Source organism: Bradyrhizobium sp. LHD-71 (genome assembly GCF_031157255.1).
Classification (GTDB): Bacteria; Pseudomonadota; Alphaproteobacteria; order Rhizobiales; family Xanthobacteraceae; genus P52-10.
The window spans coordinates 381396-396893 of record NZ_JAVIFX010000003.1 but is presented as its reverse complement, the minus strand read 5'-3'; the positions used below and the strand labels follow the sequence as shown (position 1 = coordinate 396893).

The following is a 15498-nucleotide window of genomic DNA, read 5'->3' as shown; positions in this document are numbered from 1 at the left end:
CCGATGCAAGCTTTTGTCCTCAAGCGGCTGCTTTTTCTGGTACCGACGCTGCTGGCCGCATCGTTCGTCATCTTTCTGATGCTGCGAATTGGTCCGGGTGATCCGGCCATGGACTACCTGCGGCTCTCAAATGTGCCGCCGACGCCGCAGGCCCTCGCCGATGCACGGACCATGCTCGGCCTCGATCGACCGATCCTGGTGCAATATGTCGACTGGTTGAAGCAGGCGCTTCAACTCGACTTCGGTACATCCTATGCGAGCCAGCGTCCGGTGCTGCCCGACCTGCTCCATTATCTTCCGGCAACCCTGCAGCTCGCCAGCGTAGCCCTCATTCTGACGCTCGGAATATCGATCCCATTGGGCATGTGGGCGGCGCGACATCCCGATCGCCTCCCCGATCAGATCGTTCGGCTTGTCGCCTTCGTCGGCGTGTCCATGCCGAATTTCTGGCTGGCGTTTCTTCTCGTTCTCCTGTTCTCGGTTCAGCTTGGCTGGTTGCCTGCCATGGGACGCGGAGCATGGACGCAACTCATCATGCCCGCGCTTGCCATCTCCTTCATGTCGCTATCGATCAACGCCCGCTTGTTGCGGGCCAGTATGCTGGAAGTCGCCGGCCAGCGGCACGTCTATTATGCGCGCCTGCGCGGACTTTCAGAGCGCAACATCGAGCACACGCATATCCTGCGCAATGCGCTGCTGCCGATCATCACGGCCACAGGAATGCATATCGGCGAGCTGATCGGCGGCACGCTTGTCATCGAGAGCATATTCGGCTGGCCGGGCGTTGGACGCTATGCGGTATCGGCGATCTTCAATCGGGATTACCCCGTCATCCAGTGCTTTACGCTGATGATGGTGATCGTCTTCGTGCTCTGCAATCTTGTCGTGGACATCCTCTATGCGTGGGTCGATCCGCGCATAAGACTGGCCGCCGGAGAGGCAAAGTGACTGGGCTCGACCAGGTCGTGGCGGCGGACGAGGCGCCCGCCGCGCGCGCAAGCGTCACCTGGCCGGTGCGCATCTCCATCATGATCGTCTGCGCCTTGATTGCCGCGGCCGTGCTCGGTCCGTACCTGACGCCCTTCGATCCGAACCAGGTGGAGCTCAAGAGCAGACTCTTGCCGCCGAGCAGCCTTCACTGGCTGGGCACCGATCACCTGGGCCGTGACATGCTCGCCCGACTGATCGTCGGGGCACGCATCTCGCTCGGCTCGGTCTGCCTGACGCTCTCCCTCATTCTGGTGCTCGGCGTCGCCATCGGAGGCACAGCCGGGCTCATCGGCGGCCGCACCGATCAGCTGATGATGCGGTTCACCGACCTGTTCCTGACAGTTCCCACCGTCGTCCTGTCGCTTTTCATGATCGGCGTCCTCGGAACCGGGCTGATCAACGTCATCATCGCCATCGCTCTGTCCCACTGGGCCTGGTACGCACGGATTGTTCGCGGCACCGTCCTTTCGTTGAAGACGCGCGAGTTCGTTCTGGCCTCCCGCCTCTCAGGCGCAGGCAGGATACGGACGTTCGTCGAGCATCTCCTGCCGTCCACCGCCTCGCAGTTGCTGGTTCTCGCAACCCTCGACATCGGGCACATCATGCTGCACGTCGCCGGCTTGTCCTTTCTCGGCCTCGGCGTGACGCCGCCAACCCCGGAATGGGGCGTGATGATCAATGACGCGCGGCAGTATGCCTGGACCGAGCCGCTGTTGATGCTGTGGCCCGGGCTGGCGCTGTTTATCAGCGTCATGGCTTTCAACCTGATCGGCGATGCCGTGCGCGACCGTCTCGATCCTCACCAGCGGCGGGAGCATGCATGCTGACGACCGGGCAGCTGAGCATCGAGAATCTGTGCGTCGTGACCAACCAGAACGGCAGGTTCCGGACCCTGGTCGACGGCGTGTCGCTCGATATCACCCGCGGCCGCGTCGTTGCGCTCGTCGGCGCAAGCGGCTCCGGAAAATCGCTCACCTGCGCCGCCAGTCTCGACGTGCTGCCGCCCGGAGTCTTGCGCAACACCGGCAAAGTCCTTGTCGATGGAACGGCGCAACCGTTTGCCGATTTGCGAGGACGCCAGGTCGCCTCGATCATGCAGAACCCGCGCACCGCCTTCAACCCCGTGCGCACAATGCGAAGCCACGCGATCGAAACCCTGAAGGCAAACGGCCGATATGGAAAAGACGCGCATGAACGCGTTCGTTCCGCAATGGACGACGTCGGCCTCTCGAATGTGGAGCGTGTGCTCGACCTGCATGCGTTCGAGATGAGCGGCGGGATGCTTCAGCGCGTGATGATCGCCGTTGCCCTGCTCAGCGACGCGCCGTTCCTGTTCGCGGACGAGCCGACCACCGACCTCGACCTCGTGCTGCAGGCACGCATGCTGGATCTGATCGAGCAGGTCGTCCGCCGCCGCCGCCTCGGGGTCCTGCTGGTGACGCATGACATGAGCGTCGTCGCGCGCCTTGCCGATGAGGTCGCGGTGATAGACGCCGGAAAAATCGTCGAGCGCGGGTCTGTGTCCCAGATCTTCCTCAAGCCGCGCCACGCGGTCACGCGGCGGCTTGTTACTGCGCACCTGTCTCTTTATGGGCTGCAGCTTGCATCATGAGTTTGCTGTCCACAACAAACGTCTCGCGCGTATACCGAAGCTTCTCGCTGACGGGGACGAAGACGCACGTCGCCTTGCAGAACGTCTCGCTTCAGATCGCCGAGGGCGAGACTGTCGCGCTGGTCGGACAAAGCGGTTGCGGCAAGAGCACGCTGGCACGCCTGCTCGCAGGACTTGAGCATCCGAACGAGGGCGACGTGCTTTTCGAAGGTCGGTCGCTGCGGGCATTTTCGCGGGCGGACTGGTTCGCCTATCGGCGCGTGGTGCAGATGGTCTTCCAGGATCCGATCAGCGCCGTCAATCCGCGACACAGCATCGAGGCGATCATCGCCGAGCCGCTGCGCCACCTGACGGCATTGGGAGAGAAGGAACGCTCGGCGAAAGTGGCCGAGCTGCTCGCGAGCGTCGGATTGCGACCGCAGGATACGACCAAGCGGCCAGCGCAGATGAGCGGAGGTCAGCTTCAACGCGTCTGCATCGCACGCGCACTTGCGCCCGAGCCGAAGCTGATCGTGCTCGACGAAGCGGTTTCGAATCTCGACCTGCTCCTGCAGATGCAGATGCTTGACCTCCTTCGCGAGCTGCAGACGCGGGCAAGGGTCTCTTTCTTGTTCATCACGCACGATCTGCGGCTCGTAGAACGCTTCTGCTCGCGCGTGATCGTTCTGGACGAAGGCAGAATCGTCGAACAGCGGGCCGTCAAGCAGGGCTTCGAGTTCGAACATCCCGCGGCGCGACGTCTCAAGGCTGCGATCCTGCCCGCTTTCCCAAAACCGCGGCCGGTTGCCGAGGACACGAACCTGGTGAAGGTCGGCTGACAGCCTTCTGCTTGCGGCGGACGCATGTTAGCCTCGCAGACGAAAATGACGGCCGAACAACTTCAACACGAAGCGGGACAACGCCCGCCTGAGCGGTCCAGCGAGCGGCAGCCCTTCCCGCACCGCCGGGGCTTGATCATCGTCGCCACATTGGCGACGGCCTATGTCGCGAGCCACTTCTTCCGCGCCGCCAACGTCACCATCGGCCTCGAGCTGATGCACGACTTGAGCATCGGGCCCGAGGCACTCGGCACGCTCACCGGCGCGTTCTTCTTCGGCTTTGCTGCAATGCAGATCCCTTGCGGCTTCTTCTTCGACCGGTTCGGCCCGCGCCGCACGGTCGTCGGGATGCTCGTTCTCGCCACCACCGGCGGCGTCATCTTCACGCTGGCGCAGAGCTGGCCGATGCTGCTGACCGGTCGCGTGCTGATGGGCGCGGGCTTCGGCGTCATGCTCATCGGCAGCATGGTGGTGATCTCCCGCTGGTTTCCGCCGGATCGCTTCTCCACCCTCGTGGCCATGGTCATGTCGATCGGACTGCTCGGCAATCTCGCCGCCACCACGCCGCTGGCCTGGGCGGCGGAAACCGTCGGCTGGCGCACGGCATTCGCGGGCGTTGTCGTCTTCACTGCGCTTGCAACTGTAGCCGTCTGGCTGGTGGTGCGCGATGCACCAGCCGGCCATCCCTTCCTGGCCCGCAGCCCAGAACCGCCACGCGAAATGCTGCAAGGCCTGTTGGAGGTGCTGCGCAACCGCCGCCTGTGGCCGATCCTCGCTCTGAACTTCTGCAATTACGCCTGCACGTTCACGGTGCAAGGCCTGTGGGGCGGGCCGTACTTGCGCGAGGTGCATGGCCTGAGCCCGATCGAGGCAGGCAACGTGCTGTTCGCCGCCGTCATCGCCTATCAGTTCGGCATGCTCGCGTTCGGCCCGCTCGACCGCCTCCTCGACACGCGCAAATGGATCGCCGTCGGCGGCAGCATGGTGACGGTCTCCATGCTCGCCACGCTGGCGCTTGTGTCGCATCCGCCGATCTGGGTGCCGGTCGGCGCCATTCTCGTCATCGGCTTCTTCTCTGCCGCCAGCACCATGGTGATGACACACGGTCGCGGCATCTTTCCCGACCGCTTGATCGGGCGCGGCATGGCAACGATCAACACCGCGGTGATGTTCGGCGTCGCCTGCATGCAGACGCTCTCCGGCCTGATCGTCGGCGCCTTCGAGCCATTGGCCGACGGCGCCCGCTCGGAGAGCGCCTACCGTGCATTGTTCGCCACCCTCACCGTGGTGTTGATCACAGCGGTCACGATCTACAGCAGGTCAAAGGATATCAAGCCCAGCGACGAGATGCGGGCGAGACGACAGGGCCAAGGGGCCTAGAGGTCGCATTTTCTTGCGGAAAGCCGGTATCCACCTTTCCGGAAAATGCTTTAGGGCTTGTGCACAGGTGCGCGCAATTCGACCCGTGACGAAAAAGTGATCTTGCCGGACGAACGCGGGCACCACGATGCGCTCTGCGCGCGCGTTTAAATCAGCGGCAGACCAGACAGCGAGACAGGCCATGGTGAAACCGTTTCCGTCGAAGACCCAAATCGGCAATCACACGCTTCATCCCGAAACGCTGATGCTGAACTACGGCTACGATCCGCAACTGTCGGAAGGGGCCGTCAAGCCGCCAGTGTTTTTGACCTCGACCTTCGTCTTCAAGACCGCCGAGGACGGACAGGACTTCTTCGACTTCGTCGCGGGACGGCGCGAACCTCCCGAGGGGATGGGCGCGGGGCTGGTCTATTCGCGCTTCAATCACCCCAACAGCGAGATCGTCGAGGACCGGCTCGCGATCTACGAGCGCACCGAGAATTGCGCGCTGTTCTCATCCGGCATGGCGGCGATCGCCACCACGATCCTCGCCTTCGCCCGTCCCGGCGATGTCATTCTGCACTCGCAACCTCTCTATGGCGGGACTGAAACCCTGCTTGCAAAGACGCTCGCAGGCCTCGCCATCGGCGCCGTCGGATTCGCCGACGGCATCGACGAAGACGCGGTCAGGATGGCTGCAGAGGACGCGATGCGCGCGGGTCGCGTGGCCATGATCTTCATCGAAACCCCGGCCAATCCGACCAATGGCCTGGTCGATATCGCTCTTGTCCGCCGCACGGCCGAGATGATCGGCAAGGCGCAGGGACATACGCCGATCGTCGTGTGCGACAACACGTTGCTCGGTCCGGTGTTTCAGCGCCCGATCGAGCACGGTGCGGATCTGTCGCTGTATTCGCTGACAAAATATGTCGGCGGTCACTCCGACCTGATCGCAGGCGCAGCACTCGGCTCGAAGGCCATCATGAAGGACATCAAGGCGCTGCGCGGCGCCATCGGCACCCAGCTGGACCCTCACTCCTGCTGGATGATCAGCCGGTCGCTCGAGACGCTGAGCCTCCGCATGGAAAAGGCCGACCAGAACGCGCGCCTCGTGGCGGATTATCTGCACGATCACCCGAAGGTGGCGAAGGTCCACTACCTGGCGCACTACGACGAATCCTCGCCCACCGGCCGCGTATTCGCCCGCCAATGCACCGGGGCAGGCTCCACGTTCTCGTTCGACATTGTCGGCGGTCAGGCCGCCGCCTTCAAATTCCTGAACGCGCTGCAGATCATCAAGCTGGCGGTCAGCCTCGGCGGCACCGAGTCGCTCGCGAGCCTGCCCGCAAGCATGACCCACTCGGGCGTTCCGGCCGACATCCGCCAGAAGATCGGCGTTCTCGATTCGACGATCCGCCTGTCAATCGGCATCGAGAATCCGTCCGACCTGATCGCCGACATCGCGCAGGCGCTGAATGCGGCGTAGATGCAGGACGCTTCAGGCCGGGGCGCCGGTCGGATTCGGCACAGGCATGGCGGCCTTTGGGGCGCCCATGCCCATCAGCAGGCGCACGGAGCGCCAGGGCCTGATCAGCCAGTGAAAGGCCGCCAGCGAGATCACGCTCGTTCCTGAAGCGATCAGTGCGATCTTGATCCATGCCGGAATGGCGAGTGGCAGCACGGCCGCGCCGAGCAGCAGCAATGGCACGTGGTGCACGATGTAGACCGGAAGCGTCGCCTCGCTCAGATAGGCCAATGTCGGGCTCGCAGCCGGCCTGACGCGCGCGGCAAACCCGAGCCCGGCGCCAATGGCCCCCCATGCGGTGAAGCCAACGAACACGCGGCCGGCCGCGGATTCACCGCACAAAACGACGCCGGCAAAGGCCAGCAGCATGAGCGCCAACAGACATGGCGCCTCGATGCGCAGACGCATCTCGAAGCCCGGCCAGGCGGCTAGTCCAGCTCCCACGGCAAAACACAGCGTGAAATAGCCAAGATTGCTTTTGTCGGTGACGAGGTTCGGCAGGAATGGCCAGTAGCCGTCGAACGCCACCAACAGCGCCGCCATGACAAATGCGGGGAGATAGACCACGGGCGCTGCGGGCAAGGCCGCGACCGGCACACGCCGCGCAAGCCGCACCAAAAGAGGCAGCAGCAACAACGAGATCAGGAACAGGTAAGCGAGGAACCAGAGGTGCGACCAGCTCACCAGCTTCACCTTCGTCAGGCTGCCGGGAAGGAAATCAAGGAAAGCGATATGCAGCGCATCGACCAGCCGGAAGCCGTGCAGGCCCATGTCACGGCCGTGGCTCAGTTCGATGTATTTGATGACCGGTCCGAACAGCAGTGTCCCGGCGACAAGCGGCGGCAGCAAGCGCGTCACCCTCTCCCGCACGAAACGGCCGGCACCACGTCCGCGCAACGACGTCAGCGCCGACCAGCCAGCCAGCACGAAGAACACCGGCAGAGTCGTGATGCGCATGAACTCGTAGAGGACGGACGCCAGCACCAGTGGCTGCTCGCTCTTCAGGTGATACCGCGGCTCGGCCGCAAAGATCAGCAGCGCATGGGCCAGGATGATGGCGGCACAGATCAGAATACGCACCCCGTCGAGATCGGTGCGTCGCGCGCCGCTCCCGGCGGACTGAACCGACTTCAACGTACCTGTCATTCCTGCAACGTCTCACCTGATGCAACCGGCGCTGCCGGTCGAAGCCGAGCGCCACTGCCGCCGCCCGATAGGTATGGATCAGGGCTTTTGCAGGACGTCCCGGCGTCCATTGATGGGCAGCGCTTGCGGACCGCGCTATCAGTTTGGCCAAAACAAAACGGCGGGCTCCCGCCCGCCGTTCTGGTCAGCACAGACTGACCGTCTGCGCTCAGTTGTCCAGGAAGCTGCGCAGCTTGCGCGACCTCGACGGATGCTTCAGCTTGCGCAGCGCCTTCGCCTCGATCTGGCGGATGCGTTCGCGGGTGACCGAGAACTGCTGGCCGACCTCTTCCAGCGTGTGGTCGGTGTTCATGCCGATGCCGAAGCGCATGCGCAGCACGCGCTCTTCGCGCGGCGTGAGCGAGGCGAGCACGCGCGTGGTGGTCTCGCGCAGGTTCGACTGGATCGCAGCATCGATGGGCAGGATCGCGTTCTTGTCCTCGATGAAGTCGCCGAGGTGCGAGTCTTCCTCATCGCCTACCGGCGTTTCCAGCGACAACGGCTCCTTGGCGATCTTCAGAACCTTGCGCACCTTCTCCAGCGGCATGCCGAGCTTCTCGGCGAGCTCTTCCGGGGTCGGCTCGCGGCCGATCTCGTTGAGCATCTGGCGCGAGGTGCGGACGATCTTGTTGATCGTCTCGATCATGTGCACCGGAATGCGGATAGTGCGCGCCTGGTCGGCGATGCTTCGCGTGATCGCCTGCCGGATCCACCACGTGGCGTAGGTCGAGAACTTGTAGCCGCGGCGGTATTCGAACTTGTCGACCGCCTTCATCAAGCCGATGTTGCCTTCCTGGATCAAGTCGAGGAACTGCAGGCCGCGGTTGGTGTATTTCTTGGCGATGGAGATGACGAGACGCAGGTTCGCCTCGACCATTTCCTTCTTCGCCTGCCGCGCCTCGCGCTCGCCCTTCTGCACGCCGAGCACGATCTTGCGGAACTCACCGATCTCGAGACCGGTCAGTTCGGCGAGCGCATGGATCTCGCCGCGCAGATCCTTGATGCGATCCTTCTCGTGCGCGACGAAATTCTTCCAGCCCTTGCTGGAGAGCTTCGAGACGCGGTTGAGCCAGCGCGGATCAAGCTCCGAGCCGGTGTAGTTGCGCAGGAAGTCTTCGCGCGAGACGCCGTGGCCGTCGCCCAGCCGGAACAGCCGGCCTTCATAGGAGACGAGCTTCTTGTTGATGTCGTAGAGCTGCTCGACAAGCGAGTCGATGCGCAGCTGGTTCAGCCGCAGCGACTTCACCTCGAGGATGATCTCGTCCTTCAGCTTCTTGTACTTGCGTTCCTGCGACGGCGACAGCGTCTCGTTCTGCAGCCGGTTCTGGATGTCCTGCTCCTGCAGGCGCCGCAGCTTCTTGTACTCGTTGGCGATCTTGTCGAAGGTCTCGACCACGCGCGGCTTCAGTTCGGCCTCGATGGCGGCAAGCGACATCGCGTTCTCGAACTCGTCGTCGTCCATGTCCGCTTCCGCTGCGGACTCGCCCGGGTCCTTCTCCTCGGCGTCGGCCGGAGCAGCGCGGAACGGCGTCGCCGACGGCGGAGCTGCAGGCGGCGCGACCGTCGCAACCGCGGCTGACGACAGCGCCTGCGGCGCAGACGCGCCGTTGCCGGAATTGGCTGCGAGCGGCTGGCCGTCCTCACCGGTCATGGGGGCAGCGCCGCCCTTGGCCTCGGGACCGGCGTAGGTCGCCTCGAGATCGATGATGTCGCGGAGGAAGATCTTTCCTTCGTTCAGTTCGTCGCGCCAGATGATGATGGCCTGGAACGTCAGCGGGCTTTCGCAGAGCCCGGCGATCATCGCCTCGCGACCAGCCTCGATGCGCTTGGCGATGGCGATTTCGCCCTCGCGCGAGAGCAGCTCGACCGAACCCATCTCGCGCAGATACATGCGCACGGGATCGTCGGTGCGTTCGCCCGGCTCGGACTTCTTGGTTTCGGTGACGGCCTTCTGCGTGACCTCGACGAGCTCGGTATCGGGCTCGTCGTCGTCTTCCTTGTCCTCGTCCTCGTTCTCGTCGTCGTTCTCGGAGACGTTGATGCCCATGTCCGAGAGCATCGCCATCACGTCCTCGATCTGCTCGGGCGAGGTCGATTCCGACGGAAGCACTTCATTGAGCTGATCGAAAGTGACGAAGCCGCGCTTCTTCGCCTGCTTGATCATTTTCTTGACGGCGGCGTCAGACAGATCGAGCAAAGGACCGGAAGGAGCGTCGGCCGCTTCCTTTTCGGGCGCCTCGGCCGGCCTCTCCGCCTTGGCGACTTCCTTCACTTGTACCGCTGCTTTCGCCTTCGTGGCCATTCATCCGCTCCTGCAACGCGCCTTGCCGCTTGCGCGCTCAACTCGTCTCAATCGCTTGGAGGCAATAACCCCGCCTCCGATTTGTTCATCCCCGCCTTGCGGCTGACCGCATGCGCCCTACGCAGAAAAGGGGCGGTGCCTTGAGGGCGCCACCCGATTCGTTGCCCTCTACTAATAGGGCGGAGTCTCGTTAAACCTCGATTAACCCTGTATCTGCGGCCAAACATCCGTTTTGGCGAGTCTTTTTCTGGTTCCCGACGGGACAAACGGGTTTCGCTACATGCCCTTCTGGGCCCGTCCGGACAATTCCCCAAAGCCCTCGATCAGGGCTTCGGTGCCTTCCATGGCAGCGAGTCTCGTCTTCACGTCCCGCAACCAGCCATAATTGGATTCGGTCGCGTCCTGACCCAGGGCCAGTTCGGCGTCCCTCAATTCCCTAAGTAGGGAATGCCATTGATGATGCAAGGCAACGAGTTGCTTCCAAGTCGCCAAAACATCATCGATCGCTGCTCCCGCTTGCGCACCCCACACCGCTGCGGTTGTAATCGATCGTTCAACCCTTTGAAGTAGCTCCGAAAATCCGGCCTTGACCAGGTCCGCACGCAGCTTCTCGCTTTGCTCATCCGGCTCGCCGGAATGATGATGGTCGCCGGCCCATGCGGCGATGATCGCAGCTCGCAGGCGATGCGCTTGCGGATGCGCGAGCTCGAGCGCAGCGACTTCTTCGAGATGATCGTGCAACAACCAAGGGTGGTTGATCAGCATGAGCAGGATCAACGCCTCGCGCCGGGACAGCACCGAACGCTGACCGCGCACCAGCGGGCTCGCTGCGAGCTGCGCGCTCGCCGGCTGATACGGCCCCTGCCGAAACGCGGCAGCGCCTGCCTGTGCAAAACCTCGTCCGTTACCACCCCGGCCGCCGAAACCTGTGCCGGGGCGCGGAAAACGCGATGCCGATTCGTTCCGCTGCCGCGGGAACCCGCCCTGTCCCGGCCCGGCGCGGTGGCTGCGGTAGCCGCCATCGGCGCCTGCCGGCTGAAACAGTCGTTGCAACCGCTCCTGCAGATCCTGCCGATAATATTTGCGGACCACCTCGTCGCGGACGCTCTGCGCCAGCTCGTTGATCCGCGCCTCCAGCGCCGCCCGCTGTTCGGGCGTCGCATACGTTCCGCCCTCGACCTCCCGCTGCCAGATGATTTCGGCGAGCGGACGCGTGGCAGCGACGACCTCCTCGATCGCAGCACGCCCGCCGGAGCGCGCGAGGTCGTCGGGATCCTGTCCTTCAGGCAGAAGCGCGAAGCGCAGGCTCTTGCCGGGCTTCAGATGCGGAAGCGCGAGATCGGCGGCGCGGAACGCCGCTTTCTGCCCGGCCCGGTCGCCGTCGAAGCAGAGGATCGGCTCATCCGCCATGCGCCAGAGCAGCGCGAGCTGATTCTCGGTGAGCGCGGTGCCGAGCGGCGCCACCGCCGCCGGAAAGCCTGACGTCACCATGGCGATCACGTCGACATAGCCTTCGACGACGATCGGAGTGGCGCCTTCGTGCGCGGCCTGGCGGGCCGCAGCGATGTTGTAGAGATTGTCGCCCTTGTGAAACAGCGGCGTCTCCGGCGAATTCAGGTATTTCGCCGGCGCGTCCTTATCCAGCGCGCGACCGCCGAAGGCGATGACGCGGCCGCGCATGTCGGTAATCGGAAACATCACACGGTCGCGGAACCGGTCGTAAGGCACGGGAATGTCGTCGCCGCCGATCAGGAGCCCGGCCTCGACCATGTCCTCGACCGGAACGCCGGCCTTGCCGAGATGCTCCTTCAGCGCGAAGCGCTCCGGCGGGGCGTAGCCCATGCGGAACTTGAGCTGGGTTGTCGGATCGATGCCACGGTCGGCGAGATAGCCGCGCGCCTTGGCGCCGTTTTTCGACGCCAGCGTTTCAGCAAAGAACGTCGTCGCGAGTTCCATCACGTCGTGCAGCGTTTTTCGCCGCTGCTCCTTGCGATCCGCATCAGGAGAGCTTTGCGGAATCGCGAGGCCGGCCATCGCCGCGAGCCGTTCGACCGCCTCCGGGAACGAGCAGCCTTCGGTATGCATGACGAAGTCGAAGATGTTGCCGTTCCGGCCCGAGGAAAAATCGAACCACGCCTGCTTCTGGTCGTTGACGAAGAACGAGGGCGTCTTCTCCTGCTGGAACGGCGACAGGCCCTTGAACTCGCGCCCCGCCTTCTTCAGCTTCACGCGCCGGCCCACGACTTCCGACACCGGAAGCCGCGCACGCAGCTCATCGAGAAACTGGGGCGTGAAACGCATGGGGACCTAAGTCAGGACTGACTGATCATTATAGGGTTTCGTTGGGACCGGGCCTAGGCTTGTCCCCGGCATTCACATGCGACCGAGCCCTAATGCTGCAGGAACCGCCCCGACGCGATGCGCGGAAGATGCGCCACGGGACGGTTGTAGAGATAGGTCCAGGCCTGCAACGTGCGATCGCGCATCGCGACGGCGACATGCTGCCGGACGAACTCGTGCGGCCTGACGTCGTTCTCGCCGCAGCCTTCATAATCGTCCAGCGTGCGCAGCAGCTCGCGCGGCTGCCGCAGACGGTAGAGCTCGCCGAACACCTGTTCGGCCTGGTCGGCGGAAATCACCATGCCGGGATAATGCTTGACGAGATAGAGACGTCCCCGGCAGCTCGCTTCGCCGATCAAATCCGCCTCGCGCGACAACAGCCGCGCCATCGGATGATCGTAGCCGCTCAGCAATGTGCCGAAGACAAAGAGATGGTCGGTGCTCAACTTGCAGCCTCTTTCCTTCGCCGTTGCGGATGCTAAGACTGCATTCTCGCGGCTCGCAAGGACGCACACAATCGAACGGAGACAACGACGTCAATGCTGCTTGCTGCCGACGAACCTTTTCCCGTCCTCGAAAACAACGTTTCCGGCCCATCCCCCTTTCTTTTCACCTGCGATCACTACGGACGGCTGGTCCCACGCGCACTCGGCGATCTGGGTGTGCCGCCAGCGGAATGGGAGCGGCACATCGCCTGGGATATCGGCATCGCCGGTGTGACGGCGCTGCTTTCAAAAGCGCTCGACGCGCACATGATCGCGCAGCGCTATTCGCGCCTCGTGATCGACTGCAACCGGCCGCCGGGCGTGTCGTCGTCGATCCCGGTGTTGAGCGAAGCGACGCCGATTCCGGGCAACGAAAACATCTCCGATGAGAGCGCCGCGGCACGGCGCAAGGAGATCTTCCAGCCGTATCACGATCGCATCGCCGACATCCTCGACGAACGCGCACGCGACAACCGCACCACGGTTTTCGTCGCAATGCATTCCTTCACGCCGGTCTATGCGGGCGTCGAACGGCCGTGGCATATCGGCATGCTCTACAATCGCGACGCGCGGCTGGCGAAGATCCTGATGGCGCTGCTGCATGCCGAGGGCGATCTGGTCGTCGGCGACAATCAACCCTATGCGGCGAGCGACGCAACGGATTATGCGATCCCGGTGCATGCAGAGCCGCGCGGGCTCGTCCACACCGGCATCGAGATCCGCCAGGATCTGATCGGCGACGAAGCAGGCCAGCGCGCGTGGGCGGAACGGCTGACACGCATCTTTCACCAAGCGGAGCGGCAGCTCGGCGTGATCACGGGATAAGCCTATCTCGCCCGCGTAAAGGCCAGCCAGACGCCGCCGCCGATCATGAACACGCCGGAAAGGCGCGACAGCAGGCGCGCCCGATGCGCCGACAGGAATGCTCGCGCGCGTCCGGCCAGCACCGCATAGACCGCATCGGTGATGGCGGCGACGGCCATGAACGTGACGCCGAGCAGCGCCACCTGCGCGAAGTGGTCGCCCTTCATGTCGACGAACTGCGGAATGAACGCGCCGAAGAACACCAGCACTTTCGGATTGCTCAACAGCACAAGGAAACCTTGCAGGAAGAAACCGCCGCGCGGCGGCGCCGAGGCGCTATCGAGCGACAGCCCGCCTTTGGCGCGCAGCATGCCGATGCCGATCCAGATCAGGTAGGCAGCACCTGCGAGCCGCACCCAGTCGAACCAGTAGCCCATGGTGGCCATCAGCGTCGTCAGCCCGGCGCCGACGATGGCGATGACGATCGCGAGACCGACCTGGGTGCCCAGAAGGCAGATCAGCGCCGCTCGCGTGCCGTGCTTCAAGCCGTTGGCGATCAGCACCGTGACGTTCGGCCCGGGCACCATCGCCAGCACGATGCAGGCAACGACATAGGCGAGATAGAGTTCGAGGGACATGTTTGATTTCCTTCCGTGATGCCGGGCGAGTTTACAGCCTGCACGACACTCGTGGCCAATATTGGCCACTTGACATGCAACCATTTGGTTGCCTATTATCCATCCATGGACGATGTCTTCAGGGCGCTCGCGGATGCTTCCCGGAGGCAGTTGCTTGACCGGCTGCACGCGCGGAACGGGCAGACGCTGAACGAGCTTTGTGAAGGGCTTGCGATGACGCGGCAGGCGGTCACCAAGCACTTGAAGCTCCTGGAGGACGCCAACCTCGTCGTCACGCTCAAGCACGGGCGGGAGAAGCTGCACTATCTCAATCCGGTGCCGATTCATCAGATCGGCGATCGCTGGATCAGGAAATTCGAGCGCACACGGCTCGATGCGCTGAGCGAATTGAAACGGCAACTGGAGAAGCGTGATGAGTAGGCCGGAATTCGTCTATGTCACCTACATCGAGACCACGCGAGAGAAGCTCTGGCAGGCGCTGACCGGAAGCGAATTCACCAAACGCTACTGGTTCAATACGGAGCTCAGGAGCGACTGGTCCGTCGGATCGCCCCTCGCCCTGGTGATGGACGGCCAAGTCACCGATACGGGCACCGTGCTCGAATGCGATCCACCGAAGCGGTTGTCCTATACGTTCCACCACGAGCTCAACGAGAAAGCCCGGAAGGAAAGACCGTCGCGCGTGACGTTCGTGCTGGAGGCTTACGGGAAGCTCGTGAAGCTGACCCTGACGCATGACGACTTCGCCCCCGACAGCGTCGTGATCGATGGCATTTCGAAGGGATGGCCGGCCATCCTTGCGAGCCTGAAGAGCTTGCTGGAGCGGAATGAACCGCTCGTCATCCCGTTCGAGGCCATGGAAATCGCCGCGGTGCGCTGACGCGCAAGTTGCCAACTTCAAATCATCACGGGACTTCGAAATGGACATCAGCAAGTACAAACCCGGCATCGTCTACTCGATCTACATCGCGTCCACGCCTGAAAAGGTCTGGGAGGCGCTGACCTCTGCGGAGTTCAGCCGACAATACTTCCACGGCCTCGCTGTCGAGGTGGACGAACGGATCGGCGGCGCCTTCGTGCTGCGTGCGCCGGACGGCTCGGTGCACATCTCGGGCGAAGTCGTCGAGTGCGAACGGCCGCGAAAGCTGACCGTCACCTTCAACGTCAACTGGCCGGGCCTGGTCGAGGCGCTCGGCGTCGAACTCGTGCGCTACGACCTCGAGGTCGCAGGCGACACGGTGCGGCTGACGATGTCGCAGCTGCACGACCGGCCGATCAGCGACGAAATTCTCTCGGGCGGCCGGCAGGGCTGGCCGGCGATCCTGTCCAGCCTGAAGAGTCTGCTGGAGACGGGAAAGGCGCCGAGCATTGCGATGCAGCCGCCGCGTGAGATGCTCGAAGCGCTGAAGAAGCTCGGCATCAAGCTGCCGGGGGAGTGAC

At 63.6% G+C, this 15498-nt stretch carries 15 protein-coding genes; 10 read left to right on the top strand and 5 right to left on the bottom strand.

Features of this window, described 5'->3' with window-relative positions; genetic code table 11:
* Positions 1–3 precede the first annotated feature (3 nt).
* The 6 genes from nikB (at position 4) to RCO31_RS04545 (ending at position 6265) form a co-directional block, all read left to right on the top strand.
* The gene (gene nikB, locus RCO31_RS04570; RefSeq protein WP_308967037.1) at positions 4–948 is read left to right on the top strand and encodes a nickel ABC transporter permease subunit NikB; all 945 of its coding nucleotides are present in this window, start codon (positions 4–6) and stop codon (positions 946–948) included.
* 17 nt (positions 949–965) lie between these two features.
* Positions 966–1817, top strand: coding sequence for a nickel ABC transporter permease subunit NikC (gene nikC / locus RCO31_RS04565; protein WP_308967065.1), 852 nt, complete (start codon positions 966–968; stop codon positions 1815–1817).
* Entirely contained in the window at positions 1814–2602 is a 789-nt protein-coding gene (locus RCO31_RS04560) for a nickel import ATP-binding protein NikD (RefSeq protein WP_308967064.1), read from the top strand. Before nikC ends, RCO31_RS04560 begins: the two co-directional genes overlap by 4 nt.
* The gene (nikE, locus tag RCO31_RS04555) at positions 2599–3420 is read left to right on the top strand and encodes a nickel import ATP-binding protein NikE (RefSeq protein ID WP_308967036.1); all 822 of its coding nucleotides are present in this window, start codon (positions 2599–2601) and stop codon (positions 3418–3420) included. Before RCO31_RS04560 ends, nikE begins: the two co-directional genes overlap by 4 nt.
* A gap of 45 nt (positions 3421–3465) precedes the next feature.
* On the top strand, positions 3466–4800 hold the full coding sequence (locus RCO31_RS04550; protein WP_308967035.1) for an MFS transporter: 1335 nt from the start codon (positions 3466–3468) through the stop codon (positions 4798–4800).
* Between the two features lie 181 nt (positions 4801–4981).
* On the top strand, positions 4982–6265 hold the full coding sequence (locus RCO31_RS04545; protein ID WP_308967034.1) for a cystathionine gamma-synthase family protein: 1284 nt from the start codon (positions 4982–4984) through the stop codon (positions 6263–6265).
* 12 nt (positions 6266–6277) lie between these two features.
* Here RCO31_RS04545 and RCO31_RS04540 read toward each other — a convergent pair whose 3' ends face one another.
* From RCO31_RS04540 to RCO31_RS04525, 4 genes are all read right to left on the bottom strand, one after another.
* Positions 6278–7450 carry an acyltransferase family protein gene (locus RCO31_RS04540; RefSeq protein WP_308967033.1) on the bottom strand — a complete coding sequence of 391 codons (1173 nt, stop codon included), beginning with the start codon at positions 7448–7450 and terminating at the stop codon, positions 6278–6280.
* Between the two features lie 208 nt (positions 7451–7658).
* Positions 7659–9791, bottom strand: a complete 2133-nt coding sequence (gene rpoD, locus RCO31_RS04535) for an RNA polymerase sigma factor RpoD (protein WP_308967032.1) — start codon at positions 9789–9791, stop codon at positions 7659–7661.
* Between the two features lie 276 nt (positions 9792–10067).
* On the bottom strand, positions 10068–12092 hold the full coding sequence (dnaG, locus tag RCO31_RS04530; protein ID WP_308967031.1) for a DNA primase: 2025 nt from the start codon (positions 12090–12092) through the stop codon (positions 10068–10070).
* Positions 12093–12181: 89 nt separating this feature from the next.
* The gene (locus RCO31_RS04525; RefSeq protein ID WP_308967030.1) at positions 12182–12577 is read right to left on the bottom strand and encodes a gamma-glutamylcyclotransferase family protein; all 396 of its coding nucleotides are present in this window, start codon (positions 12575–12577) and stop codon (positions 12182–12184) included.
* A 93-nt stretch (positions 12578–12670) separates the two neighbouring features.
* Between RCO31_RS04525 and RCO31_RS04520 the strand changes: the two genes are divergently transcribed.
* A complete protein-coding gene (locus tag RCO31_RS04520) occupies positions 12671–13441 on the top strand; it encodes an N-formylglutamate amidohydrolase (protein ID WP_308967029.1) in 771 nt (256 codons plus the stop codon).
* A gap of 2 nt (positions 13442–13443) precedes the next feature.
* On the opposite strand, the gene RCO31_RS04515 is transcribed toward RCO31_RS04520, so the two are convergent.
* Complete coding sequence (locus tag RCO31_RS04515; RefSeq protein ID WP_308967028.1) at positions 13444–14058, bottom strand: LysE family transporter; 615 nt, start codon at positions 14056–14058, stop codon at positions 13444–13446.
* 105 nt (positions 14059–14163) lie between these two features.
* On the opposite strand from RCO31_RS04515, the gene RCO31_RS04510 reads away from it, so the two are divergent.
* Genes RCO31_RS04510 through RCO31_RS04500 form a run of 3 tightly spaced genes read left to right on the top strand, consistent with a single transcriptional unit; the run spans position 14164 to position 15497 of the window.
* Positions 14164–14478 (top strand): metalloregulator ArsR/SmtB family transcription factor, encoded by a 315-nt coding sequence (locus RCO31_RS04510; protein ID WP_308967027.1) that lies wholly within the window; start codon positions 14164–14166, stop codon positions 14476–14478.
* Positions 14471–14938 carry an SRPBCC family protein gene (locus tag RCO31_RS04505; protein WP_308967026.1) on the top strand — a complete coding sequence of 156 codons (468 nt, stop codon included), beginning with the start codon at positions 14471–14473 and terminating at the stop codon, positions 14936–14938. The genes RCO31_RS04510 and RCO31_RS04505 overlap by 8 nt, the downstream gene beginning before the upstream one ends.
* 40 nt (positions 14939–14978) lie before the next feature.
* The gene (locus RCO31_RS04500; protein WP_308967025.1) at positions 14979–15497 is read left to right on the top strand and encodes an SRPBCC family protein; all 519 of its coding nucleotides are present in this window, start codon (positions 14979–14981) and stop codon (positions 15495–15497) included.
* Position 15498 lies beyond the last annotated feature (1 nt).